Genomic DNA, 24,746 nt, shown 5'->3' with positions numbered 1-24,746 from the left:
TCCATCATATTGACCCTTTTCCCTTCGACATAGAAGTTTAAGATGTCCCCATCAACCCGACAAACGCTTGCAGGCTGCTATGAAAATTGTTCACTACCAAACGCCCACGGAGCTGGCCTGCTGCTATGCATTGATGCGCGAACTGCGTTTCAAACTGAAGGATGAAGCTGCGTTTGTGGCGCAGGCACAGCGTCAGCAATTACAGGGCTATCGACTGGCGGGTATCGAACAGGGTGGTAAACCGGTGGCGCTGGCAGGCTATCGACTGCTGGAAAACTTTATTCATGGCCGTTTTTGCTACATCGATGATTTGGTGACCTGCACCAGCACTCGCAGCCTGGGTTTGGGAGCCGCGCTACTGCACGGTCTGGCGCAGCAAGCACGGGAACAAGGCTGTGGCCGCATCGTGCTCGACACCGCGCTGAGCAATCAACGGGCACAACAATTTTATCAACGCGTCGGTTACCACGCGTTGGGACTGCACTTTTATCGCGATCTCGCTGAGGGAGAAAATTCATGAAATTGCTGCATATTCAGGTCAGCCCGGATCTGGCCGGATCGACCTCACGTAACGCCTCGGCGCGTTTGGTGGAGAAGCTTCGCGCCCAGCATAGCGATCTCGAAGAGACGGTACTGGATCTGGCGCAGCATCCGTTGCCACATCTGGATGCCTTCACCATTGGCGCGTTCTTTACTCGTCCCGAGGATCGTAGCGATGAGCAGCGTGCCGCCATTCAGACTTCCGAAAAAATGGTGGATCAGCTGTTCGCCTGCGACACCCTGGTTATCTCGTCGCCGATGTGGAACCTCGGGCTACCATCGGTGCTGAAAGCCTGGTTCGACCATATCACCCGCGCCGGGCGCACCTTCGCCTTTACGCCGGAAGGCACCAAAGTCGGTCTGGTGAGCGGCAAGAAGGTGTACAGCGTGGTCGCCAGCGGCAGCGTGTTTGCCCACGGCCCGTTTGTGCAGGATGACCAGTTCACGCCTTACATCCGCGTGGCACTCGAATACATCGGCATCACCGATGTGGAATTTATCCGCGTGGACGGTACGCACGATCCCGTCAGCCGCGACACCGCATTACCCCAGGCTCTGCAAGCTATTGACCGCTTATTTTGAATGAGGAAAATATCATGACTTCACGCGTTAACCATTTTAAAACCGCGCCAGCACTGGCCAAATCCATGTCTGATTTCTCTAACACCGTGGCGAATACCGCGCTGGAGAAGTCACTGAAACACTTGATCGATATCCGTGCTTCGCAGCTCAATCACTGTGCCTTCTGCCTCGATATGCATGTGAAGCAGGCGAAAATTGATGGCGAGCGTGAACTGCGTCTGCATCACGTTTCTATCTGGCGTGAATCTCCACTGTTCAGCGCTCGCGAGAAAGTGGCTTTTGCCCTGACCGAAGCGCTGACCCGCATTGGTGAACACGGCGTGGATGAAGCGCTGTACGGTGAAGTACGTGAACATTTCTCTGAAGGCGAAATTAGTGAGCTGACCTTTAAGATCGCCGCCATCAACACCTGGAACCGCCTGATGATTTTGTCACAGATGGCACCGGGTGCACTCGACAGCGCTTACGGGCTGGATCGTGCTGATTTGCGTTAATTTTTACCGCCAGTAGCCTGTGCTGCTGGCGTTGTCATGTTCATCTGCGCTGCCTGACGCTATAGTGAGATTTTGCACCACACAGGACAGCGCGCATGAAAGGCATCAATATTGCGATTTACTTCGATCCCGACCTGATTCACATCAGCGTTCATCAGCAGGATGACAGCTATCTCAGCCACCACTTCAGCTACGATGACAGCGTCATTGAAGAGATCTACCAATGGCTGGAGCAGTTCACGCCTAATCGCACTCACATTTGCCTGATTGAGCACGATACTGCCGACATCCTCGCCGATGAGCTGGTCGATAACGGCTATCACGTCCATCAGGTGACGCAGCACGATCTCCTGAACTGGTTTGCCAGCGAGCCTCCTGCAGAACCCGATGGTTCGCCAGTGCGTGCCCTGCTGCGCTATCTGGAAAACGAAAACCCGTCTGAATATCAGTCTCGCACCCCGCAGATCGAAGCCTTAATGGATATGCTGGATGAGTTGGACGATCTGGAAGGCGTGGATGAAGTCGAAGATGAAGACAACCTGCCGGATGACGTACTGCGTTTGATGAAGCAGAAGAAAATCACCGCCAACCAAGCCGCAGAGCGTTTGCTGCCCGACGTCAATGAACGCATTCGCGAACACCTGATAAGCTACCCTGAGCTGATGACGCCCGAACTGCTGGAAGATTTCTTCCCGGAGTTGCTGGAAGCGTTAGAAACGCCAAAACATTGATGCATTTTGCATACGCGCGCTAAATTGTGCCGCGACGCGCCTCAACGGTGTGTCGCGGTGTCATTGAAACTCGGGGAAAACCATGCTGGAACTGTTTAAAGCCATCGGGCTGGGATTGGTGGTGCTGTTGCCGCTGGCCAACCCGCTGACCACGGTGGCGCTGTTTCTCGGTCTTGCGGGAGACATGAATTTCCAGGAACGCAATCGCCAGGCCATGCAGGCTTCGATTTACGTGTTCCTGATTATGATGGTGGCGTGGTACGCCGGGAATGCGGTGCTGCACACCTTCGGCATCTCGATCCCTGGTCTGCGTATGGCAGGGGGATTGATCGTCGCCTTTATCGGTTTTCGCATGCTGTTTCCGGCGAAACCCGTCGGCCACTCCGTTGAAGCCCGGCATAAACAGGATGAAATCGACGCCACCGATGCGAATCGTGAATCGGTAAATATCGCCTTCGTGCCGCTGGCGATGCCCAGTACGGCAGGCCCGGGCACTATTGCGATGATCATCAGTTCGGCTTCCACCGTAAAAGCGGGTGTCGATTTTCCTAACTGGGTGGTGAACGTGGCGCCGGTGCTGACCTTCTTGTCGGTCGCTGTGATTTTGTGGATTTCGCTGCGCAGTTCGGGTGCCATCATGAAGCTGGTGGGTAAAGGCGGGATTGAGGCAATTTCGCGGTTGATGGGCTTTTTGCTGGTGTGTATGGGCGTACAGTTTTTGATTAACGGCGTGTTAGAAGTGGTACGGACTTTTCATTAAAGAGAGTGCGGCCCGAAGGCCGCACCCGATTTACTCTGCTTTCAACGTCTTGCGCACATCCGCAACCTGATCTTTGGTCACGGCTGGGGCATTGTTACTCCAGCCCTGACGGATAAAGGTCGCCAGCTGCGCCACTTCATCATCCGTCAAACGCTTGCCAAAGCCCGGCATCGCGAGGGTTGACGGCGCCTTCTCGGTCGATGGCTGCTGCGCACCGGCAAGAATGGTATGGATCAAGCCGGTAGGATCGTTGGCATTCACAATGGTGGCCTGATCCAGCTCCGGGAAGATACCTGGCGCGCCTTTACCGGTCACGAAGTGACAGGCACCGCAGTTATCGATGTACAGACGCTCACCTTCCGTCAGGTTTTTCGCTGCGGTCAGTTTGGCTTCTGTCGCCTGCTGCTTCTGCACGTTGTACGCCTGCAGCGGCGGGTTGCCCCCGATAAACTTCAGGTACGACGCAATGGCTTTCAGATCGGCATCGGTCATGTGCGAGCTGGAATGCTCAATCACTGACTTCATCTCACCGCCTACCGCCGCTTTATCGTTACGACCGGTTTGCAGGTAATCGACGATCTCCTGCTCGCTCCAGCGCGGTAAGCCACGCAGCGACGGCACATCCCAGTTGTTCAGGCTACCACCGGCGAGGAACTTGTCGTCACCGCTGTCCAGCGCTTTCTCGTTCATACCGAGACCGCGTGGCGTATGGCACGAGCCACAGTGACCGAGGCTTTCCACGATGTAAGCACCGCGATTCACTTCTTCAGATGCGCCGCCAATCGGCTGGAACGGCTTGTCAGAAGTGAATGCCCAGTTCCAGAAGCGCATGCCCCAGCGCTGGCTGAACGGGAAGCTCAGTTTGGTCTCTTCCGGCTGCTCGCTGCTCGGCTTCACGCCTTTCATGAAGTAGACATACAGCGCGTGCATGTCTTCATCACTGATTTTGGCGTAGTCCGGGTACGGCATGGCCGGATAGAGGCGCGAACCATCCGGCAGCACGCCTTTGCGCACCGCATCAGAGAACTGCTGCTCGCTGTAGTTGCCGATGCCGTGCTCTTTGTCCGGCGTGATGTTGGTGGAGAAGATGGTGCCGAGATTCGACTCAATCGCCAGACCACCCGCATAATCCGCTTTGCCCGACACGGTATGGCACGCCATACAGTCGCCAAGACGAGACAGATATTCACCCTGCTTGATCAGCGCGGCTTCATCTTCCGCATGAGCCTGTACCGCAAAGCTTCCCAGCAGCACGGCGTTAGCGATTAACAATGATTTTAATTTCATGTGCTTATGCCTGTACCAATGGACCTGGGTTTTTCAGATAGTGTTCTTTGATCGCCTGCGCCGCCATCAGGGTAATCGCACCGATGGTATCGGTCGGGTTCGCCTGGAAGTTTTGCGGGAAGGCGTTACCGCCCGGTACAAACACGTTATGCACATCCCAGCTCTGCAGGTACTTGTTCAGCGCAGAAGTTCTTGGGTTATCGCCCATCACCGCGCCGCCCACGTTGTGCGTAGAGACGTATTTGGTGAGGTCAAAGTCCGCGCCCATCGGCAGGAAGCTCATGCTCATGCTGTCTGGGTTCAGCTCTTTGGCGATATCGCCAACGATGCCTTTCAGATGCTGCTGCAGCTTAAGTTCGTTCTCTTTCCAGTTGAACGTCATACGCAGCAGCGGCTGACCGCGATGGTCGGTGTAGTGCGGATCCAGATCCAGATAGATATCGCGATACGACTGGCAAGTTGTCGTGATGCTGATCTTCATGGAATGGTTGTACCACTCTTCCAGACCCTCTTTGTAACCCATGCCCCAGGCTGGCGTGCCTTTTGGCAGCGCAGCGGCCATTGGGGTACCGGTGGCTTGCGAGCTGTGGATCTTCGCACCGCCGAGGAAGCCGAGGCCTGGACCATCGAAGTTGCCTGGTGAGATGTCGTTGAACATCTGGCCGGTGGCGCCTGCGGTGGCGTAGGAGTTGAAGTTCTTATCTTTGAAGAACAGGGTTGCGCCGCCGTTGGACAGGAACGCATAGTTACGGCCCACCACACCTTCTTCGGTGATTGGGTTGTACGGCTTGCCGATACCGGACAGCAGCATCAGACGCACGTTGTACAGCTGGAAGCTGGACAGCACGACGATTTTGGCTGGCTGGAACACTTCGTTGCCGTCTGCATCGAAGTAGAGAACGCCCTTCGCGGTTTTACCATCGTCGTGCAGCACCACTTTGTACACTTCCGCATGCACTTCGTAAGAGAAGTTAGGCATACGCTTCAGTGCATCCATCACGGCGGTTTGCGGTGAGGCTTTGGAGTAGTTCAGGCACGGGTATTTCGAGCAGTAACCGCAATAGTTACACGGCGCGATCTGGTTGCCGTACGGGTTTTTCCACGCGCGAGACACACAAGCCGACGGGTTCGGGAACGGGTGATAACCCAGCTTGGTCGCCGCTTCTTTAAACATCACGTTGTTCAGCGTGTCTTCCAGCGCAGGCAGCGGATACGGCTCTGAGCGTGGGCCTTCGAACGGGTCACCGCCTTCCAGAATCTGACCACGCAGGTTGCCGGTATTACCCGACTGACCGCAAATCAGCTCAAACTTATAGTAATACGGCTCGATCTCTTCCCAGGTGAACGGGAAGTCCATCACGCGCATATCATCCTGCAGCACGCCCGGCTTGTAAGCCTGATCGACGTAAGTCTTCAGTTTGATATCGGTTGGGGTTGGGCGAATCAGTACCGCCGTCCAGTGCATACCTGCGCCGCCCACACCAGTACCCGGAGCGAATGCGCCCCACTTACGGGTTGGCAGTGCGGTCTGGCTCATGTTGTAACGCACGGTCACCGCCACTTCTTTTGGGGTGGCGAACACTTTGTTACGCACGTTATAGGCGTATTCATCAGCCGGTTTCGGGTAAGCAAAATCCGGGTAGTCACGCTCGCCGCCGCGCTCTAACGCGCGCACTTCCAGCCCGGCCAATGCCAGTTCGATACTCATCAACGAGCCGGCCCAGCCGAGGCCGCAAACGACGACGTCGACTTCTTTCTTTGTAATCTGTGCCATGTTAATCCTGTCTCACATACCAAATACGGGGGTGTCGGCTTACGCGCGCTCACCCAAGAGGCTGACCGGTCCCAGCGGGTACGGCACGTTGTGCTGCTTCACCCATTCGGTGAAGCTGGCGCGTGCGCCTGGGAAGCCAATCGCAATCCAGGCTTTCATGCCCTTATTGCCGCCATACATCGGATCGGCGAGGTAGCCGTGTTTGGTATCTGCCAGTAACTGACCAAAGAACTGCGAGGCTTTCAGGTTCGGTTCACCCATTGCCGGGAAATCGATACCGTCATTTTTATTGACCTTGGTCAGCACCGCGTCTTTCTCTTCCAGCGTCAGTTCATGGAAGGATTTTTTGTAGGTGCTCTGCGTCCACTGTTCCACTAGCTTGATGCCTGTGCGATACAGCTCTTGCGGGGTGTAAGGGATCTGATAACCCATGGTGGCTGGCGCGTGCACGTCGAACGGACCCTGCATGTAAATTTCGCCGCCGAACTCAGGGCTATGGAGTTGCTGATCGATAAAGATCGGCACGTTAGTTTCCAGTGCACCTGGCGCTTTGCCTTTACCACCGGCCGGAATCAGACGATCGGTCGCGGCCAAAATAAACTGCCACTCCTGAGCGCTGAAAAAGATCGGTTTGTAATCGGCGAGTTCCGGTGCTGCCATTTCCGCAGCTTGCGCCGCAGTTAATCCCTTAAATACCAGGTCGCTTAATGGCAAAGCCAATAACGACCCAAGCAAAAACTTACGTCTGGTGGTCGGTTTATTTAGAAGCATGGCGCGACGACTCTCACTTGCTAAGAAAGATAATTATTTTTGTTAATGGCTTTATAAATCGGTAAATAACCTGGCAATCTTAGGGATATAGATATTTCTGAATGTAAGAATCAATGTTCAGATATGTTTTGATGAGAAACCATCATGATGTTGAATTTAGGTTAAGGGCAGGTAAAGGGCTTTCGGAAGGTGAATTGGACTTTTAACCGTACAATTGCTGTGTTTTTAGCAAGTCTGGATGGGCAAATGACCAAAATTGATCGCGCAAGGAAATAATCGCTCAATTCAATCGATAAAAATAAATCATACTTCCATACAAGAGAATTATTCTCATTAATAACATCTTATTTACTTAATTGACCAGTACATGAACGATCTATTTCCTGGAAATGACAGGCGGCGCACAAAATAAGTGAAATAATCGCCGAATGTTATCATTTGTTAATTTCCGGCACAGCTCAGAACAAACCGGCATTTTGCCTGAGCGGCAGCAGCGATAGAGTCAATTTATCTATCACTCAGGAAAACAATAAATGCGTGCATTGATTTTGTTGGTCACTTTATGGAGTAGTGCATTCGCCTTGCAGGCTGCGACACCGAAAGACACGCTGGTGGTTGCCGTACCGCTGGATGGCATCATCAGCTTCGACCCCGCTGAAAGCTTTGAAACGGTCAGCAACAGCGTACAACGCAACATTTATCAGACGCTGGTGCAAGCCGACCGCAATACGCCACAGAAACTGGCACCGCTGCTGGCGACTTCCTGGCAAAGTGGCAGTACGCCGCACAGCCTGGTATTTAACCTTAAACCAGGTGCCCGCTTCTCCAGCGGCAATGCGGTGACGCCGCAGGATGTGATTTTCTCACTGACGCGGGCTGTGCAGTTGAACAAAGCGCCCTCTTTTATTCTCGCCGAGTTTGGCTGGACCAACGAGAACATCGCCAGCCAGTTTAAGGTGCTGAATGATCACCAGCTGGAGATTCAATGGCCCGCGCAGATAGGTCAGGATTTGGCGCTGCGCCTACTGACTGCGCCGGTCGCATCCGTAGTGGACAGTAAAACTGTGCAGCAGCATGCGGTGAATAACGATCTTGGCAATGGCTGGCTGCACACTAACACCGCAGGCAGCGGCGCGTTTACGATTCAGCAGTATGTGCCACAGCAGGCGCTGGTGCTGAGCGCCAACCCACAAGCCAATCCGCAGCCACACCTGAAGCGTATTTTGCTGAAAGGCGTCGCCGATGCGGGTGCCCGTCGCCTGTTGATTCAGCAAGGCGATGTCGATGTCGCTTATCAACTCGGCCCAGACCAGATTGATGCACTGAAGAGCGATAAGCACCTGCACATTGCGGCATTCCCTTCGAGCCTGGTGTATTACCTGGGCTTCAATACGCAGAACCAGGCGCAGCCCGCACTGGGTAATCCGGCCCTATGGGAAGCGGCGCGCTGGTTGGTGGATTACCAGTCCATCTCACAAGATTTGCTGAAAGGTCAGTACCGCATTCATCAAAGCTTCCTGCCGCAGGGCTTTGACGGCGCGCTGGAGGAACAACCGTTCCATTATGATGTGGCTAAAGCCAAAACGATTTTAGCCAAGGGCGGGATTAAACCGGGCAGCAAGTTTGCGCTGACGGTGATCAATCAGCCGCCGTACATTGATGTTGCCCAGGCGCTGCAGGCCAGCTTTGCCAAAGCGGATGTACAGATTGAGCTGCAGCCGGTGGCGGAATCCGAGTTGTGGAGCAAGATGCGCGGCCGCGATTTCCAGTCGATCTTTATCTACTGGGGCGCGGATTACGTTGACCCGAATACCAATGCCAGCGCCTTTGCTTACAACGTGCCGGGCGGCTCGAAAACATTGGCGTGGCGTGTCGGCTGGGAGATTCCGGAACTCAGCGCCAAAACACGTGCCGCAGCAGGCGAAAGTGATGCCGCCAAACGCCGTGCGCTTTACACCGACCTGCAAAACACCGTGCAGCAGAACTCTCCGTTTGTGGTGATGCTGCAGGGCGCGCAGCAGGTCGCGGTGCGTAACAACGTCAATCATGTGCAGCAAGGAATTGGGGTGAGCTTGCTGTTCTTTGATGTGGTGCAGAAGCAGTAGATCCTGTTGATGGGGGGAATGGCTTCCCCCCATCAACACTTTCAGTACAATCTTCATCCTTCCCCTCGCATCGCTTGCTATTCTTTCTGGCATAACCTGTTGCCTGCGAGTGAAAAAATATGACCACCCCGTTGCTGATTGCTCAAACGCCTGACATCCAGTTATCCCTGCTTTCCAATATGGCGAACCGCCACGGCTTAATCACTGGTGCCACCGGCACCGGTAAAACCGTGACGCTGCAAAAAATCGCCGAGTCCTTCTCCAATATCGGCGTGCCGGTGTTTATGGCCGACGTCAAGGGCGATCTCACTGGCGTGGCGACCGCCGGTGAAGGCTCGGAAAAGTTACTGGCGCGGTTGGAAAAGATTGGCGTGACCGACTGGCAGGCACAGAAAAATCCGGTGATGGTGTGGGATATTTTTGCCGAGAAAGGCCATCCGGTGCGTGCCACAGTTTCCGACCTTGGCCCGCTGTTGCTGGCGCGCTTGCTCAACCTCAATGAGGTGCAATCGGGCGTGCTGCAAATCATCTTCCGCATCGCCGACGATCAAGGGTTGTTGCTGCTGGATTTCAAAGATCTGCGCGCCATGACGCAATACATCGGCGATAACGCTAAATCTTTCCAGACGCAGTACGGCAACATCAACAGCGCTTCCGTGGGAGCGATTCAGCGTGGCTTACTGGCGCTGGAACAGCAAGGCGCTGAACACTTCTTCGGCGAGCCGATGCTGGATATCCGTGACTGGATGCGCTGTGACAACGAAGGCAAAGGTTTCATCAACATCCTTTCCGCCGAGAAGCTGTATCAAATGCCGAAACTCTATGCCACCAGCTTGTTGTGGCTGCTGGCGGAGCTGTACGAGCAGTTGCCCGAAGCGGGCGACCTTGATAAACCGAAAATGGTGTTCTTCTTTGATGAGGCACACCTGTTGTTTACCGATGCGCCGCCGGTACTGCTGGAGAAAGTGGAGCAAGTGATCCGTCTGATTCGATCCAAAGGCATCGGCGTCTATTTCGTCACGCAGAATCCGTCGGATATCCCTGATAACGTGCTCGGTCAGCTAGGCAATCGCGTGCAACACGCCCTGCGCGCCTTCACGCCGAAAGATCAAAAAGCGGTGAAAAGCGCCGCCGAAACCATGCGCGCCAATCCGGCGTTCGATACCGTGGAAGCCATTCAGGCGCTGGGCACCGGCGAAGCATTGATCTCCTTCCTCGATGAAAAAGGCAGCCCGTCGATGGTGCAACGTGCGATGGTGATTGCACCCGGTTCACGCATGGGGCCGGTGACGCAGGATGAACGTAATGGCTTAATCAATAACTCCCCGCTGTACGGCAAATACGACACCGAAGTGGATCGCGAATCCGCGTTTGAGATGCTGCAAAAAGGCGTGCAGGCCGCCCCGCAGCAGGCCAATGCACCAGAAGCCAAAGGCAATAATGTCGAGGTCGATGACGGCATTCTCGGGGGACTAAAGGACATTTTGTTCGGCACCACCGGCCCGCGCGGCGGCAAGCGCGATGGCGTGGTGCAGAGCGTGGCAAAAAGCGCGGCGCGTCAGGTCACCAACCAAATCATTCGTGGCGTGCTGGGAAGTTTGATGGGCGGCCGTCGTCGATAACATACTGAAAAAATTTATTTTCCTCCGCGGCGCTATGTATGGCGCGGGCATCAGCAGCGCTGCAGTGACACCTGCGCGCCGCGACATTAATGACGCTGATTGAATAGGTGCAATGATTCGCGCCGCCACCTTAAGGTGTGGTCTGCTAAGATCGTTATATGGATAAATATCAACAACTCAAACGGAGCAAGCGTCTGGCGCTCGCATTGCTGCTGGTTGCCGCAGCGACTTTTGTCGTGACGCTGTTTCTGCCACCCAATTTTTGGGTGCTTGGTCTCAAGGCCATTGCTGAAGCGGCCATGGTCGGTGCGCTGGCCGACTGGTTTGCGGTGGTCGCGCTGTTTCGTCGCGTGCCGGTGCCGTTTATCTCGCGGCACACGGCGATTATTCCGCGCAATAAGGATCGCATCGGGGAGAATCTTGGCCGCTTTGTGCAGGAGAAATTTCTCGATACCGATTCGTTGCTGGCGCTGATTCGCCGCCACGATCCCTCGCAGATGCTGGCGCACTGGCTCAACACGCCGGGCAACGCCGATCGCATTGGTCGCCATCTGTTGCAGGTGATGCGCGGCTTCCTTGATCTCACGGATGATGAACGCATCCAGCGCTTCCTGCGGCGTGCCGTGCATCGCGCACTGGATAAGGTCGATCTGACGCAATCCAGCGCACTGCTGCTCGACAGCCTGACCAAAAACAATCGCCATCAGGAACTGCTCGATGCCGCAGTACAACAGCTGCTGCGTCTGCTGCATAAGCCTGGCACGCGTGAATTTATCGCGGCTCAGATTGTGCGCTGGCTGAAGCGCGAACATCCCATCAAAGCCAAAATGCTGCCCACCGAATGGCTGGGTGAGCACAGTGCTGATGTCGTGGCCAACGCGGTCGATTCGATTCTCGATGAAGTGGCGATCAATCAGGGGCACGAGCTGCGTCTGGGATTTGACCGCGCAGTTCAGCGGTTAATTGAGAAGCTAAAAACCGACCCCGAAATGGCCGAACGTGCCGAGGTGATCAAAAACTGGCTGAAAGAGGATGAAACACTGAATCGCTATATCGGCGAGCTATGGCAGGATCTGCGTAGCTGGCTGAAGGCCGATCTTAGCAGTGAAGATTCCCGCGTGCAGGAGCGCGTGCGTCTTGCCGCGCTATGGTTCGGCGAAACGCTGGCAGCAGATGAATCGCTGCGTATCTCGATGAATCAACACCTGGAAGATGCCGCCCGCAGCATTGCACCAGAGTTCGCCGAATTCCTGACGCGCCACATCAGCGATACCGTGAAGAGCTGGGATGCGCGGGAGATGTCACAACAGATTGAGTTGAACATTGGCCGCGATCTGCAGTTTATCCGCATTAACGGCACGTTGGTGGGTGGCACCATTGGGTTAGTATTGTACTTGTTGTCGCAGCTACCTTCGTGGATTCAGCCGCTGCTCTAACTCTTGCAAAGACGCACAATAGATCTCGCCTTTACGGTCATGTTGTAGAGGCGAACCCTGGCGCGCCCGTTCTGGGCGGCCTGCAGACCTCAGCTTAAAAATGTCCGACATGTGAAAGCATCGCAACGAAGTTTGCGGGATGCAGACGCAGATTTCATATCCTACACACTCAGTAATGGCGCAGTGTCTTGCGCATTACCGCATCGCCCTGTTCCTCTTGTTTGAATTTACTTTCACTTATTTTTACTTGCTGGATCACAGATCTCTTAACTTGCATTTACCTTCACTTTAACTTTCATTTATTGTCATATTTCGCATTAACATGAAAGGAAAAGAAAATGAACCGTATCACTCAACAAATGGCGCGCATGATCGATCTCAGCGCCGTGCAGGCCACCAACACTGAAGCCGACATCCGTCAATGCGCCGAATTGGCGATCCGCTACAACATTATTGCCATTCACGTATTGCCTTGCTGGACGCGATTCCTCAGCACCTTACTGCCAGAACAAGGTCGTGGAGACATCATGATCGGCGGCCCGGTTGGTTTCCCAAGCGGCGGCCACGCGACCGAGACCAAAGTGCAGGAAGTACGTCATCTGATCTGCGACGGCGCGCGTGAGGTCGATATGGTGGTGAACATCGGCAAAGTGTTGTCCGGGCGTTTTGATGAAGTGAAACAGGATCTCCAACGCGTAGTGGAAGCGGCGGCACCTATTGAAGCCAAAGTGATCCTCGAAACCCATTACCTCGACGAACAGCAGATTCGCCGCGTATGTGATATTGCGGTGGAAGCGGGCATGAAGTGGATTAAGACCTCGACCGGTTGGGCAGCTAGCGGCGCGACGGAAGAGAAAGTGGCGATCATAGCCGATCAGCTGCAAGGACGTCTGCGCATTAAAGGATCGGGCGGCATCCGCGACCTCGATACTATCCGCACGCTTTACCGCCTCGGCGTTCGTCGCTTTGGCATGAGTGCCAGCGCCACTGAAAAAGTGCTCGCGCAACTGGAACAGGATCCATCACTGTTCCCGGAACTGGCTCAGGACTGAACAAAACGCTGCAACTCTCCGGCGTAATATGGAGTGAATAATGAAAAAATTACTTCTTACCCTCGATATTGGAACAGGCAGCGCACGCGCTGCCCTTGTGACGACCGATGGCGATATTATCGGTTTTGCCCAACGTGAATATGCACAGACAAGCCCGCAGCCAGGATGGGTAGAGCAAGCCCCCTCGCTGTGGTGGTTATCTGTTTGCGACGGCATCCGGGAACTGAATACGCGCTTTGGCGCTGAAATGACACAGGTGGCGGCGATTGCGGTCTGTGGGCAAATGCATGGCACGGTGCTACTGGATAGCGCAGGCCACCTGGTTGAAGACCGTGCGCTGCTGTGGAATGACAAACGCGCCTGGTCGCAGGTTGCCGCCTTCCGGGAACAGGAAGATGCGTTGTTTTGGCTTGAGCATCTTAATAATCCCCCTACGCCCGCGTGGCCAGCATTTAAGTTGCTGTGGATCCGTGAGCATCATCCTGATTTGTGGTCGCGTGTCGCCAGCGTGTTAATGCCGAAAGATTTTATCAACTTTCGTTTAACCGGCGTTCGTGCGACCGATTACAGCGAAGCCTCGTGCTATTACCTGATGGATAGCGCCACACGCCAGTGGTCAAGTGCTGCGCTCGACCGTTTTCAACTCCCGGCCAGTTTGCTGCCGAAGATCCATGCCGCCAGTGACGTGATTGGCGCTATCAGTCAGGAAGCTGCACGGGAAACGGGTTTGAGGCCGGGCATTCCGGTCGTAGCAGGCACGGCCGATATGGCTGCCAGCCTGCTCGGTTCAGGTGTTTACCAACCTGGCCAGGCATCTGACAGCACGGGTACTTCAACCATAATTACCGTGGTGAGCCATGCGCCGCTGTTGCATACGCAAGTGAATAATCTGCACCTCAGCAACGAGGCGTGGGGCGGCTTTACCTTGCTGGATGCCGGTGGCGATGCCATGCGCTGGGCGCGTGAAGCGTTCGGCGGCGGTCAGCATTCGCATCCTGAGATGCTGCGCCTTGCTGCAGAAAAGAAACCGGGCGCAGAGGGATTGCTATTCCTGCCGTATCTCACGGGCGAACGCCTGGCAGAGAAATGCAACTCGCGCGGGCAGCTATTTGGATTACAGCGCCGGCATGAGGCAGGCCACCTGTATCGTGCGGTGCTGGAAGGCGTAGCGTTTGCCTCATGGCGCAATCTGCGTCAGCTCAGTGAATGTTGCAACATGCCGGATAGCATTATTGCCTCTGGCGGCGGATCGCGCAGCGAATTGTGGCTGAGCATCAAAGCCTCGGTATATAACCGCCCTATTTTGCAAACCGCCAACCAGGAAAACGGTACGCTGGGCTGCGCCATTCTCGCTGCCACAGGCATCGGCCACTTCAATGACCTCGGCCACGGGGTACAACGCATGGTGCAGATTGCCGGTGAAATCCTACCCGATGCCCGCCTGCATGCAGCCTACCAACGTCAGTTCGATATCTTCGACCAACTTTATGTACAGGCACAACCGCTTTGGGATCGTCTCGATGCCGCGTCCGCCTGTTTTGAGGAGCAGGGATCATGAGCGAAATAGTGATTAAGAAGCAGGATCAGGTGGCAAGCGCGCACGGTGAAACCCTGGATCGTAGCGCCTATCTGCCAGCCACGCCGTGGCTGCAACTCTTGATGGTATGCTGCCTGTTTGCTTTATGGGGCATGGCGGGCAATCTTAATGACATCCTGATTGCTCAGTTTAAAAAGGGCTTTGACCTGAGTGATACGCAAACCGCGCTGGTGCAGTCAATCTTCTTCCTTGGCTACTTCCTCGTAGCGTTGCCCGCCGCGGCGGTCATTAAGCGCTACTCCTACAAAGTGGCGATCATCATCGGGCTTTGTTTGTACGCTGCGGGTTGCTTCCTGTTCATTCCGGCAGCCCATGCCATGACATACGCCGCATTTCTTGGTTGCCTTGGCGTGATCGCCAGCGGATTGTCGTTCCTCGAAACGTCTGCCAACACCTATTCGAGCCTGCTCGGGACCGCAGAAACCTCTACTCAACGTATTAACTTCTCGCAGATCTTTAACTCGGTCGGCGTGATTATGGGCGTGGTGATTGGTCAACAGCTGATCTTTAATAAGGACGATTTGACCCACGATCAACTGGCGGCGCTGCCGGCTGAAGCAGCGGATGCGATTCGTCAGCAAATGGTGTCTCAAGTCGTCACACCGTACCTGATCATCGGGTCGATTCTGGTGGTGCTGGCGCTGGTGTTTGTCGCGGTAAAGTTCCCGGCATGCAAACCCATCGCAAAAGCAGATGCGGTAAAAGAGCCGCTGATGCAGTCGCTAAAAAAACTATGGGCGGTTCCGCGATTCCGAATGGGTGTGCTCTCACAGTTCCTCTACGTCGGTGCGCAGGTGGGTCTATGGAGCTTCACCATCCGTTTCGTGCAACTGATTGAGCATGGTACAACCGAGCACTCGGCCACCTGGTGGTTAATCGCTACGTTGCTTTGCTACTCAGCAGGCAAAGTGGTCACCACAGCGTTAATGAAGCGCTACAGTCCGGCGCTGCTACTCGGCGTGTTCTGTTCGTTGTGCGTCATGCTGTTACTGTTTGCCGTCAGCCAGAAAAGCATGGCGGCCGTCGTCGCCATTATGGGAGTGAATTTCTGTATGGCGCTGTGCTGGCCGACAAACTTCGGCTTAACCATTAAAGGCATGGGCGCAGAAACTCAACTGGCAGGATCGATTGTGGTGATGTCCATTATTGGCGGCGCGGTGATTCCGCTGGTGATGGGCATCATGTCAGATATGAACGGTGGCGATATGCAGTTCGCCTTTATCATCCCTTTGGTGTGTTTTGCCTATGTGGCCTTCTTCGGCTTCTGGTGCCAGCGTAAGGGAGTTTGAACATGATCAAATCATTAGCGCACATAGGATTACGTACGCAGAACATCGTAACAGCACGTCATTTTTATCAGTCGCTGGGCTTTGAGTTTCAACGCCAGCTGGATATTCCGGAACCGCGTGGCACGATTGCCATCGCATTCTTACAACAGAAAGGCATTGTATTAGAGCTCTATCAATTGCCGTGGCAAACTGATGCACGTGCAGTGGAAGATAGTGGTGTTGATCATCTCGCGTGGCAGGTTGAGGACCTCGCAGCTACGGAAAAATGGGTAAGATCGCTGGGTTATCCGTTAGTCGAAGGGCCATGCGATCATCCTGCGGGCAGCCGTTATTTTATGATTGCCGGACCAGACGGTGAACGCGTGGAGTTTCTGCAGCCGCTTAACCGTTAAGTGAATTATCCGGGCGGAGTTCACGCCGCCCGGAAGCTGCGATAGAGTGATGCGGTTTTCCCACGTCTGAGGCCAATATGTATCTTGAGGAAAGACAAGAAAAAATCCTCGCCATTCTGAAAGAGAAACGCAAAATCTCGGTTGGCGAAATGAGCGAACGCTTCAACGTTTCTGGAGCGACCATTCGTACCGATCTTCGCCTGATGGAAGAGTCAGGTCAGCTGACACGCACGCACGGTGGCGCGATTCTGCGTACCCGAGCCAGCTTTGAAATGGGCTCGGATCTGCGGGAAAGTTTGCATATTGATGCCAAAGCTCGCATCGGTGCGCGGGCCGCACAGTTGGTCGAAGACGGCGATATCATCGTACTTGATACGGGCACGACCACACTGCATATCGCACATCACTTACGCGATCGTAAAAATCTCACCGTTATTACCAATGATTTTGCCATCGCCCGCGTGCTGGAAGAAGCCAGCGGCGTGCAACTGGTGCTGCTCGGTGGCATGGTGAAAAAAGGTTACCACTGTGTGATTCCGGCAGCGGGCGGCCAGATGATGGATCATCTCAACGTGGATAAAGCCTTTATGGCGGTGAATGGCATTTCGCTCAAGCAAGGAGCGTGTGTTGCAGACATCATGCTGGCGGAGAGCAAGCGCACCATCATTGAACACGCCAGTCAGGTTATCGTGGTATGCGACAGTAGTAAGCTGGGAAATACCTCGCTGGCGCAGTTCGCACGCTGCGATCAGGTCGATATGCTGGTGATGGATACGTTACCAGAAGATGCCGAAATCTGGCAGCAAGCTGGGATAGCGTTGGTCACCATTGAGAATTGAGTTCAGAACGTAATAGAGAGTTCAGTGCAGGACTTGATAGAGAGAATCCGCACGCCGCTACAAGCGTAAATCCATTGCTGTAACGGCGTGGTTGTGACGAGTAATTAACTGCGCTTCATCAGCAGGTACAAGCTGATGGCAAAGAACGCGGCGCTCGGCAATAGCGCCCCCAGAATCGGCGGGATGCCATACACCAGACTTAACGGACCGAAGATCTGATCCAGCACGTAGAACAGGAAGCCGAAGCTGATACCCGTCACCACGCGCACGCCCATCGACACGCTACGCAGCGGACCAAAGATAAACGACAGCGCCATCAGCATCATCACCGCCACGGACAGCGGCTGGAAGATTTTACCCCACATGTTCAGCAGATAACGCCCTGACACCTGGCCACTCTGCTTAAGGTATTTGCTGTAGTTGTACAGACCGCTAATGGACAGCGCATCCGGATCCAGCGCGACCACGCCGAGTTTGTCAGGCGTCAGGTTGGTTTTCCACTCCCCACCCAGACTTTGCGAACCGGTAATCTGCTTCGCATCACTCAGGTTGGACTCATCCACCTGCGACAGCTGCCACAACTTCTTGTCTTTGTTCCAGGTCGCACTGGCGGCATAACGCACGCTGAGCAGACGGCGCTGATCGGTGAAGGTGTAAATGCTGACGCCATCAATCTCGCTGTCGCCTTTGATGCGTTCGATGTAGATAAAGTCATGGCCGTCTTTCGCCCACAGCCCATTCTGCGTCGACATCAGCGAGCCGCCGTACAGCTGCTGCGCACGGTAGTTACGCGCCATCTGCTCGCCCTGCGGTGCCACAAATTCGCCGATAGCCATGGTCAACAGCACCAGCGGAATCGCGGTTTTCATCACCGCCAGCGCCACCTGCATACGGGTAAAGCCCGATGCCTGCATCACCACCAGCTCGCTGCGCTGCGCTAGCGTTCCCAAACCCAACAATGCACCCAAGAGTGCGGCCATCGGGAAGAAGATCTCAATATCTTTCGGTACGCTGAGCAGCGTGTAGTAACCGGCGTCGAGCGCGGTGTAAGCGCCCTGCCCGGTTTTACGTAGCTGATCGACAAATTTGATGATGCCCGATAGCGACACCAGCATGAACAGCGTCAGCATGATGGTGTTGAAGATGGTTTTGCCGATATAGCGGTCAAGGACCTTAAACATTACTGCGATCCTCCACGACTAAAGCGACCACGAATGCGTCGCATCGGTACCGTATCCCACAGGTTCAACATCACGGCCAGCGCCAGATAAGCCAGGTTCACTACCCACATCCAAATCGCGGGATCGAACTTGCCTTTCGCTGCGTTAGAACGTAACGAACTCTGCAGCAGGAAGAAGATCAGATACAGCAGCATCGCAGGCAGCATTGACAGCACACGCCCCTGACGAGGGTTGACCACGCTGAGTGGCACCACCATCAACGCCATCACCAGCACCGCAAACACCAGCGTTAAACGCCAATGGAACTCGGCCTGGAACTGCGGCGTTTTGTTTTGGTACAGCGTGCTAATGCTCGCCTGATCGGCATCATTCGGATCGAGCGTGGCTTCTTTATAGCCCACCAGCGCCTGGTAGTTGGTGAAGTCGGTGATGCGGAAATCGCGCAGCATCGCAGTGCCCTCGAAGCGCGTGCCTTTATCCAGCGTCACCACTTGTGAGCCGTCTTTGCGCTGCTCCATATGACCGCTGTCAGCCAGCACCACGGATGGGCGCGCATTACCTTTTGGACGCAGCTGCGCCAGGAACACGTTACCAAACGTGTTGCCTTTGACGTTCTCGACAAACAGCACGGTATTACCGTCGCTGGAGGTCTGAAACTGGCCCGCTGCCAGCGCCGCTGCGCCAGGGTTGGCTTTGGCATTTTGTGTGACTTCATCCTGGTAACGCGATGACCATGGCCCTAACCAAAGGACGTTGACCGCTGCGACCGCTGAAGTCAGCAGCATCAGGATCATCGCGGCCTTGACCAGCACGCTTTTCCCCAGGCCGCAGGCATGCATCACCGTGATCTCACTTTCGGTGTACAGCCGCCCAAGAGTCATTAAAATCGCCAGAAACAAGCTTAGGGGCAGGATAAGTTGTGCCATTTCAGGCACGCCAAGTCCTAACAATGTCAGAACCAGATTTGTTGGGATCTCGCCATCCACCGCTGCACCCAAAATCCTGACTAACTTCTGGCAAAAGAAGATCAGTAGCAGGATGAACAGGATAGCCAGCTGGCTTTTGAGCGTTTCCCGAACCAGATATCTAATGATGATCACGCTTAGTACGCCTGTGATAACTTGTCTTTTTGCAGGAAAATCGCTAGTTTCAACGCTTATCAGCCATTTTTCTTCATCAATGGCCGTCATCGTAGCTAAAATAGTATGACGAACGCGTTAGGGTGGTGAAAAAACAACACATTGCCACCACATCTCATTATGACCGTCGGCGTTAAATTGTCATGGCGCCGCTAAAAATAATGGGTTACGAACGCGCTACATTCTAACGACAGCTAAGGCCGTTGTCTTTAAGATTCAGGAGAGTGCATGGAGTTCAGTGTAAAAAGCGGTAGCCCGGAAAAACAGCGTAGCGCCTGCATTGTTGTAGGCGTTTTCGAACCGCGCCGTTTGTCACCCATTGCTGAACAGCTGGATAAAATCAGCGACGGCTACATCAGCGCCCTGCTGCGTCGCGGTGAACTGGAAGGCAAAGTCGGTCAGACATTGCTGCTGCACCATGTGCCTAACATCCTGTCTGAACGCATCCTGTTGATCGGCTGCGGTAAAGAGCGCGAGCTGGATGAACGCCAGTATAAACAGGTGATTCAGAAGACCATTAATACGCTGAACGACACCGGTTCGATGGAAGCGGTGTGCTTCCTGACCGAACTGCATGTTAAAGGGCGTAACACTTACTGGAAAGTCCGCCAGGCGGTTGAAACCTCAAAAGAAGCGCTCTACAACTTCGATCAGCTGAAAAGCAATAAAGTTGAACCGCGCCGTCCACTGCGCAAGCTGGTGTTCAACGTGCCAACCCGTCGTGAACTCACCAGCGGTGAACGTGCGATTCAGCATGGTTTAGCAGTGGCAGCCGGCGTCAGAGCCGCCAAAGACCTCAGCAATATGCCGCCAAATATTTGTAACGCCGCGTATCTGGCGTCACAGGCGCGCCAGTTGGCAGATGCTTACAGCAAAAATGTCACTACCCGTGTCATCGGCGAACAGCAGATGAAAGAGCTGGGCATGAACGCGTATCTGGCGGTCGGGGCCGGCTCACACAACGAATCGCTGATGTCGGTAATTGAGTACAAAGGCAGCACCGATCCGGAAGCGCGTCCAATTGTGCTGGTGGGTAAAGGCCTGACCTTCGATTCCGGTGGTATCTCGATCAAACCGGCCGATTCGATGGATGAAATGAAGTACGACATGTGCGGCGCGGCGTCCGTGTACGGCGTGATGCGCATGGTGGCGGAACTCAATCTGCCGCTGAACGTCGTCGGCGTACTGGTGGGTTGTGAGAACATGCCGGATGGTCGTTCGATGCGTCCAGGCGATGTGCTGACCACCATGTCAGGCCAGACCGTTGAAGTGCTGAATACCGATGCGGAAGGCCGTCTGGTGCTGTGCGACGCGCTGACTTACGTGGAGCGCTTCGAGCCAGAAGTGGTGATTGACGTCGCGACCCTGACCGGTGCCTGCGTGATTGCGCTCGGCCATCACGTCAGCGGTTTGATGTCGAACCATAATCCGCTGGCGCACGAGCTGATCAGCGCCTCAGAACAAGCAGGTGACCGCGCGTGGCGTCTGCCGATGGCAGATGAGTATCAGGAGCAGCTGGAATCCAATTTTGCTGATATGGCAAACATTGGCGGCCGTCCCGGCGGTGCCATCACTGCAGCCTGTTTCCTGGCGCGTTTTGCGCGTAAGTTTAACTGGGCGCACCTGGACATCGCGGGTACCGCATGGCGTTCTGGCAAGGCCAAAGGCGCCACCGGCCGCCCGGTTCCGCTGCTGTCGCAGTTCCTGTTGAACCGCGCAGGATTGAACGGCGACGATTAATCGCGGTTCAAAGATAGACGTATGAACTCATGGGGCGCAAAATGCGCCCCACTGTCATTAATGGAAATAAGCTTGCCATGAAAAACGCCACCTTCTATGTGATGGAGTCAGAAAGCGCCAGCGACGGCCTCAGCGCCATCGAAGCACTGGTGTGCGATCTGGCCGAAACACGCTGGCGTGACGGCAAACGCATCCTGATTGCCTGTGAAAATGAAGAGCAGGCCAATCGCCTGGATGAAGCACTCTGGCAGCGCCCGGCCAACGCTTTTGTGCCGCACAATCTGGCCGGTGAAGGCCCGCGATACGGCGCACCGGTGGAATTAGCCTGGCCGCAGCGTCGCGGCAGTTCCCCGCGTGACCTGCTGATTAGCCTGCTGCCACAGTTCGCAGATTTTGCTACTGGTTTCCATGAAGTGATAGACTTCGTACCTTACGAAGAATCCCTAAAACAACTGGCGCGCGACCGCTATAAAGCCTATCGCAGCGTTGGTTTCCAATTGAATACGGCGACGCCACCTCCGCCGCAAACGACAGTGTAGAAATGGAAAAGACATATAACCCGCAAGATATCGAGCAGCCGCTCTACGAGCACTGGGAACAGCAGGGCTACTTTAAACCGAATGGCGACACCAGCCAGGAAAGCTTTTGCATCATGATCCCGCCGCCGAACGTCACCGGCAGCTTGCATATGGGTCACGCTTTCCAGCAGACCATCATGGATACCATGATTCGTTACCAGCGTATGCAGGGTAAAAACACCCTGTGGCAGGCAGGTACTGACCATGCCGGTATCGCGACGCAGATGGTGGTTGAGCGCAAGATCGCCGCTGAAGAGGGCAAAACTCGCCAGGATTACGGCCGTGATGCTTTCATCGACAAAATCTGGCAGTGGAAAGCAGAGTCTGGCGGCACTATTACCCGTCAGATGCGTCGCCTTGGCAACTCCGTGGATTGGGAGCGCGAACGCTTCACCATGGATGAAGGCCTGTCGAATGCGGTGCGTGAAGTCTTCGTGCGCCTGTATAAAGAGAATCTGATTTACCGTGGCAAACGCCTGGTGAACTGGGATCCAAAACTGCGTACCGCTATCTCCGACCTGGAAGTGGAAAACCGCGAGAGCAAAGGCTCAATGTGGCATATACGCTACCCGCTGGCGGATGGCGTGAAAACCGCAGAAGGCAAAGATTATCTGGTGGTCGCCACCACTCGTCCGGAAACCCTGCTGGGCGATACCGGCGTGGCGGTGAACCCGGAAGATCCGCGCTATAAAGATCTGATCGGTAAAGAACTGATCCTGCCGCTGGTGAACCGTCGCATTCCGATCGTCGGCGATGAGCACGCGGACATGGAAAAAGGCACCGGCTGCGTGAAGATCACCCCAGCGCATGACTTCAACGACTATGAAGTCGGTCGTCGTCACAAGCTGCCAATGATCAACATCCTGACCTTTGATGGCGATATCCGCGAGCGTGCGGAAGTGTTCGACACCAATGGCGAAGTCAGCGACGAGTGCGCCGATGAGATCCCAGCGCAGTTCCAGAAAATGGAGCGTTTCGCGGCGCGTAAAGCCATGGTGGCTGCGGTTGATGAACTCGGCCTGCTGGATGAAATCAAACCACACGATCTGACCGTGCCTTACGGCGACCGTGGCGGCGTGGTGATCGAGCCAATGCTGACTGACCAATGGTATGTGCGCACGGCTCCACTGGCGAAAGTTGCGGTAGAAGCGGTCGAAAACGGCGACATCCAGTTTGTGCCAAAACAGTATGAAAACATGTACTTCTCATGGATGCGTGACATTCAGGATTGGTGCATCTCGCGTCAGCTGTGGTGGGGACATCGCATCCCGGCCTGGTATGACAACGACGGCAACGTCTATGTGGGTCGTACTGAAGCCGAAGTGCGTCAGGAAAATAACCTGGCTGACGTTGTGGTGCTGCGCCAGGACGACGACGTGCTGGACACCTGGTTCTCATCAGGCCTGTGGACCTTCTCGACCCTTGGCTGGCCAGAGAATACCGAAGCGCTGCGTACCTTCCACCCAACCAGCGTGTTGGTGAGCGGCTTCGACATCATCTTCTTCTGGATTGCGCGCATGATCATGCTGACCATGCACTTCATCAAAGATGAAGACGGCAAGCCACAGGTGCCGTTCAAAACCGTGTATATGACCGGTTTGATCCGTGATGAAGAAGGCCAGAAGATGTCCAAGTCGAAAGGCAACGTCATCGATCCACTGGATATGATCGACGGCATTTCGCTGGAAGATCTGCTGGAGAAACGCACCGGCAACATGATGCAGCCGCAGTTGGCTGAGAAGATCCGCAAACGTACCGAGAAGCAGTTCCCGGACGGCATTGTGGCATCAGGCACCGATGCCCTGCGCTTTACCCTGGCGGCACTGGCCTCAACTGGCCGTGACATCAACTGGGACATGAAGCGTCTCGAAGGCTATCGCAACTTCTGTAACAAGCTGTGGAACGCCAGCCGTTTCGTGCTGATGAACACCGAAGAGCATGATTGCGGGCAGAACGGCGGCGAACTGAAGTTGTCACTGGCGGATCGCTGGATTCTGACCGAATTCAACAGCACCGTGAAAGCCTATCGTGAAGCGCTGGACAGCTATCGCTTTGATATCGCTGCCAACATCCTGTACGACTTCACCTGGAACCAGTTCTGTGACTGGTATCTGGAGCTGACCAAGCCAGTCATGAGCAACGGCAGCGAAGCGGAACTGCGCGGCACGCGTAATACGCTGGTTACCGTGCTGGAAGCGGTCTTACGCCTGGCGCACCCAATCATTCCTTACATCACCGAAACCATCTGGCAGCGTGTGAAAGGTCTGAAGAATATCGATCACGACACCATCATGCTTCAGCCGTTCCCGCAGTTTGATGCGGCGAAAGAAGATGTGGAAGCCAAAGCGGATATCGAGTGGATCAAGCAGGCGATCGTGGCCGTGCGTAACATCCGTGCTGAAATGAACATCGCACCGGGTAAACCGCTGGATGTGTTGCTGCGTGACTGCTCGCCAACCGCGCAGCGTCGTGTCGATGAGAACCGTAGCTTCCTGTCACGTCTTGCGCGTCTTGAAAGCCTGACCATTCTGCCTGCGGGCGAGAAAGGTCCGGTCTCGGTCACCAAGATCGTCGAAGGCGCTGAGTTGCTGATCCCAATGGCGGATCTGGTCAACAAAGAAGCCGAGCTGGAGCGTCTGGCGAAAGAGTTGACCAAGCTGGATGTCGAGATTGAGAAGATCCAGGTCAAACTGGCGAACGAAGGCTTTGTTGCACGTGCACCGGAAGCGGTGGTGGCGAAAGAGCGCGAGCGCATCGTTGAGCTGGAACAATCAAAAGCAAAACTGATTGAACAGCAGGGCGTGATTGCGGCATTGTAAGCGCATCAGTCCAATTGC

At 54.8% G+C, this 24,746-nt stretch carries 21 protein-coding genes; 16 read left to right on the top strand and 5 right to left on the bottom strand.

Annotated features, from left to right (window positions below; genetic code table 11):
- Positions 1–79: 79 nt before the first annotated feature.
- The 5 genes from FD744_RS14075 (at position 80) to FD744_RS14055 (ending at position 3,107) form a co-directional block, all read left to right on the top strand.
- On the top strand, positions 80–520 hold the full coding sequence (locus FD744_RS14075) for a GNAT family N-acetyltransferase (protein ID WP_160868513.1): 441 nt from the start codon (positions 80–82) through the stop codon (positions 518–520).
- Entirely contained in the window at positions 517–1,122 is a 606-nt protein-coding gene (locus tag FD744_RS14070; protein WP_160868512.1) for an FMN-dependent NADH-azoreductase, read from the top strand. Before FD744_RS14075 ends, FD744_RS14070 begins: the two co-directional genes overlap by 4 nt.
- A gap of 14 nt (positions 1,123–1,136) precedes the next feature.
- Positions 1,137–1,616 carry a carboxymuconolactone decarboxylase family protein gene (locus FD744_RS14065; protein ID WP_034826422.1) on the top strand — a complete coding sequence of 160 codons (480 nt, stop codon included), beginning with the start codon at positions 1,137–1,139 and terminating at the stop codon, positions 1,614–1,616.
- Positions 1,617–1,711: 95 nt separating this feature from the next.
- Positions 1,712–2,347 carry a hypothetical protein gene (locus tag FD744_RS14060; protein ID WP_034826425.1) on the top strand — a complete coding sequence of 212 codons (636 nt, stop codon included), beginning with the start codon at positions 1,712–1,714 and terminating at the stop codon, positions 2,345–2,347.
- Positions 2,348–2,429: 82 nt separating this feature from the next.
- Positions 2,430–3,107: a MarC family NAAT transporter gene (locus FD744_RS14055; RefSeq protein ID WP_034826427.1), complete on the top strand. Its 678-nt coding sequence runs from the start codon at positions 2,430–2,432 to the stop codon at positions 3,105–3,107.
- 30 nt (positions 3,108–3,137) lie between these two features.
- Here the strand turns inward: FD744_RS14055 and FD744_RS14050 are convergent, their stop codons facing one another.
- The 3 genes from FD744_RS14050 to FD744_RS14040 are packed head-to-tail and all read right to left on the bottom strand — an operon-like array spanning position 3,138 to position 6,939.
- The gene (locus FD744_RS14050; protein WP_058959422.1) at positions 3,138–4,394 is read right to left on the bottom strand and encodes a cytochrome c; all 1,257 of its coding nucleotides are present in this window, start codon (positions 4,392–4,394) and stop codon (positions 3,138–3,140) included.
- 4 nt (positions 4,395–4,398) lie between these two features.
- The gene (locus tag FD744_RS14045; RefSeq protein ID WP_160868511.1) at positions 4,399–6,168 is read right to left on the bottom strand and encodes a GMC family oxidoreductase; all 1,770 of its coding nucleotides are present in this window, start codon (positions 6,166–6,168) and stop codon (positions 4,399–4,401) included.
- A gap of 39 nt (positions 6,169–6,207) precedes the next feature.
- Entirely contained in the window at positions 6,208–6,939 is a 732-nt protein-coding gene (locus tag FD744_RS14040; RefSeq protein ID WP_038649342.1) for a gluconate 2-dehydrogenase subunit 3 family protein, read from the bottom strand.
- Between the two features lie 533 nt (positions 6,940–7,472).
- Here FD744_RS14040 and FD744_RS14035 point away from each other — a divergent pair.
- From FD744_RS14035 to FD744_RS14000, 8 genes are all read left to right on the top strand, one after another.
- A complete protein-coding gene (locus tag FD744_RS14035; RefSeq protein ID WP_160868510.1) occupies positions 7,473–9,044 on the top strand; it encodes an ABC transporter substrate-binding protein in 1,572 nt (523 codons plus the stop codon).
- A gap of 119 nt (positions 9,045–9,163) precedes the next feature.
- On the top strand, positions 9,164–10,666 hold the full coding sequence (locus FD744_RS14030) for a helicase HerA-like C-terminal domain-containing protein (protein ID WP_160868509.1): 1,503 nt from the start codon (positions 9,164–9,166) through the stop codon (positions 10,664–10,666).
- 158 nt (positions 10,667–10,824) lie between these two features.
- The gene (locus FD744_RS14025) at positions 10,825–12,102 is read left to right on the top strand and encodes a DUF445 domain-containing protein (RefSeq protein ID WP_160868508.1); all 1,278 of its coding nucleotides are present in this window, start codon (positions 10,825–10,827) and stop codon (positions 12,100–12,102) included.
- 338 nt (positions 12,103–12,440) lie between these two features.
- The gene (deoC, locus tag FD744_RS14020) at positions 12,441–13,154 is read left to right on the top strand and encodes a deoxyribose-phosphate aldolase (RefSeq protein WP_160868507.1); all 714 of its coding nucleotides are present in this window, start codon (positions 12,441–12,443) and stop codon (positions 13,152–13,154) included.
- A gap of 40 nt (positions 13,155–13,194) precedes the next feature.
- Positions 13,195–14,712, top strand: a complete 1,518-nt coding sequence (locus FD744_RS14015; RefSeq protein WP_160868506.1) for an FGGY-family carbohydrate kinase — start codon at positions 13,195–13,197, stop codon at positions 14,710–14,712.
- Complete coding sequence (gene fucP, locus FD744_RS14010; protein ID WP_160868505.1) at positions 14,709–16,040, top strand: L-fucose:H+ symporter permease; 1,332 nt, start codon at positions 14,709–14,711, stop codon at positions 16,038–16,040. The genes FD744_RS14015 and fucP overlap by 4 nt, the downstream gene beginning before the upstream one ends.
- A 2-nt stretch (positions 16,041–16,042) precedes the next feature.
- Positions 16,043–16,432, top strand: a complete 390-nt coding sequence (locus tag FD744_RS14005) for a VOC family protein (RefSeq protein ID WP_160868504.1) — start codon at positions 16,043–16,045, stop codon at positions 16,430–16,432.
- 77 nt (positions 16,433–16,509) lie between these two features.
- Complete coding sequence (locus FD744_RS14000; protein ID WP_160868503.1) at positions 16,510–17,271, top strand: DeoR/GlpR family DNA-binding transcription regulator; 762 nt, start codon at positions 16,510–16,512, stop codon at positions 17,269–17,271.
- A 104-nt stretch (positions 17,272–17,375) separates the two neighbouring features.
- Here FD744_RS14000 and lptG read toward each other — a convergent pair whose 3' ends face one another.
- Both lptG and lptF read right to left on the bottom strand, forming a co-directional pair.
- The gene (gene lptG / locus FD744_RS13995) at positions 17,376–18,452 is read right to left on the bottom strand and encodes an LPS export ABC transporter permease LptG (protein ID WP_160868502.1); all 1,077 of its coding nucleotides are present in this window, start codon (positions 18,450–18,452) and stop codon (positions 17,376–17,378) included.
- Positions 18,452–19,552: an LPS export ABC transporter permease LptF gene (gene lptF / locus FD744_RS13990; RefSeq protein ID WP_034826453.1), complete on the bottom strand. Its 1,101-nt coding sequence runs from the start codon at positions 19,550–19,552 to the stop codon at positions 18,452–18,454. The genes lptG and lptF overlap by 1 nt, the downstream gene beginning before the upstream one ends.
- A 267-nt stretch (positions 19,553–19,819) precedes the next feature.
- Between lptF and pepA the strand changes: the two genes are divergently transcribed.
- The 3 genes from pepA to FD744_RS13975 all read left to right on the top strand — a co-directional run bounded on the left by pepA (position 19,820) and on the right by FD744_RS13975 (position 24,728).
- A complete protein-coding gene (pepA, locus tag FD744_RS13985) occupies positions 19,820–21,331 on the top strand; it encodes a leucyl aminopeptidase (RefSeq protein WP_034826455.1) in 1,512 nt (503 codons plus the stop codon).
- Between the two features lie 77 nt (positions 21,332–21,408).
- The gene (locus FD744_RS13980; protein ID WP_058971041.1) at positions 21,409–21,870 is read left to right on the top strand and encodes a DNA polymerase III subunit chi; all 462 of its coding nucleotides are present in this window, start codon (positions 21,409–21,411) and stop codon (positions 21,868–21,870) included.
- A 2-nt stretch (positions 21,871–21,872) separates the two neighbouring features.
- On the top strand, positions 21,873–24,728 hold the full coding sequence (locus FD744_RS13975) for a valine--tRNA ligase (protein ID WP_160868501.1): 2,856 nt from the start codon (positions 21,873–21,875) through the stop codon (positions 24,726–24,728).
- Positions 24,729–24,746: the final 18 nt, after the last annotated feature.

It is taken from the genome of Pantoea sp. Taur (assembly GCF_009830025.1).
In the GTDB taxonomy this organism is placed as follows: domain Bacteria; phylum Pseudomonadota; class Gammaproteobacteria; order Enterobacterales; family Enterobacteriaceae; genus Pantoea; species Pantoea communis.
This window is presented reverse-complemented; position numbering and strand designations above follow the sequence as displayed.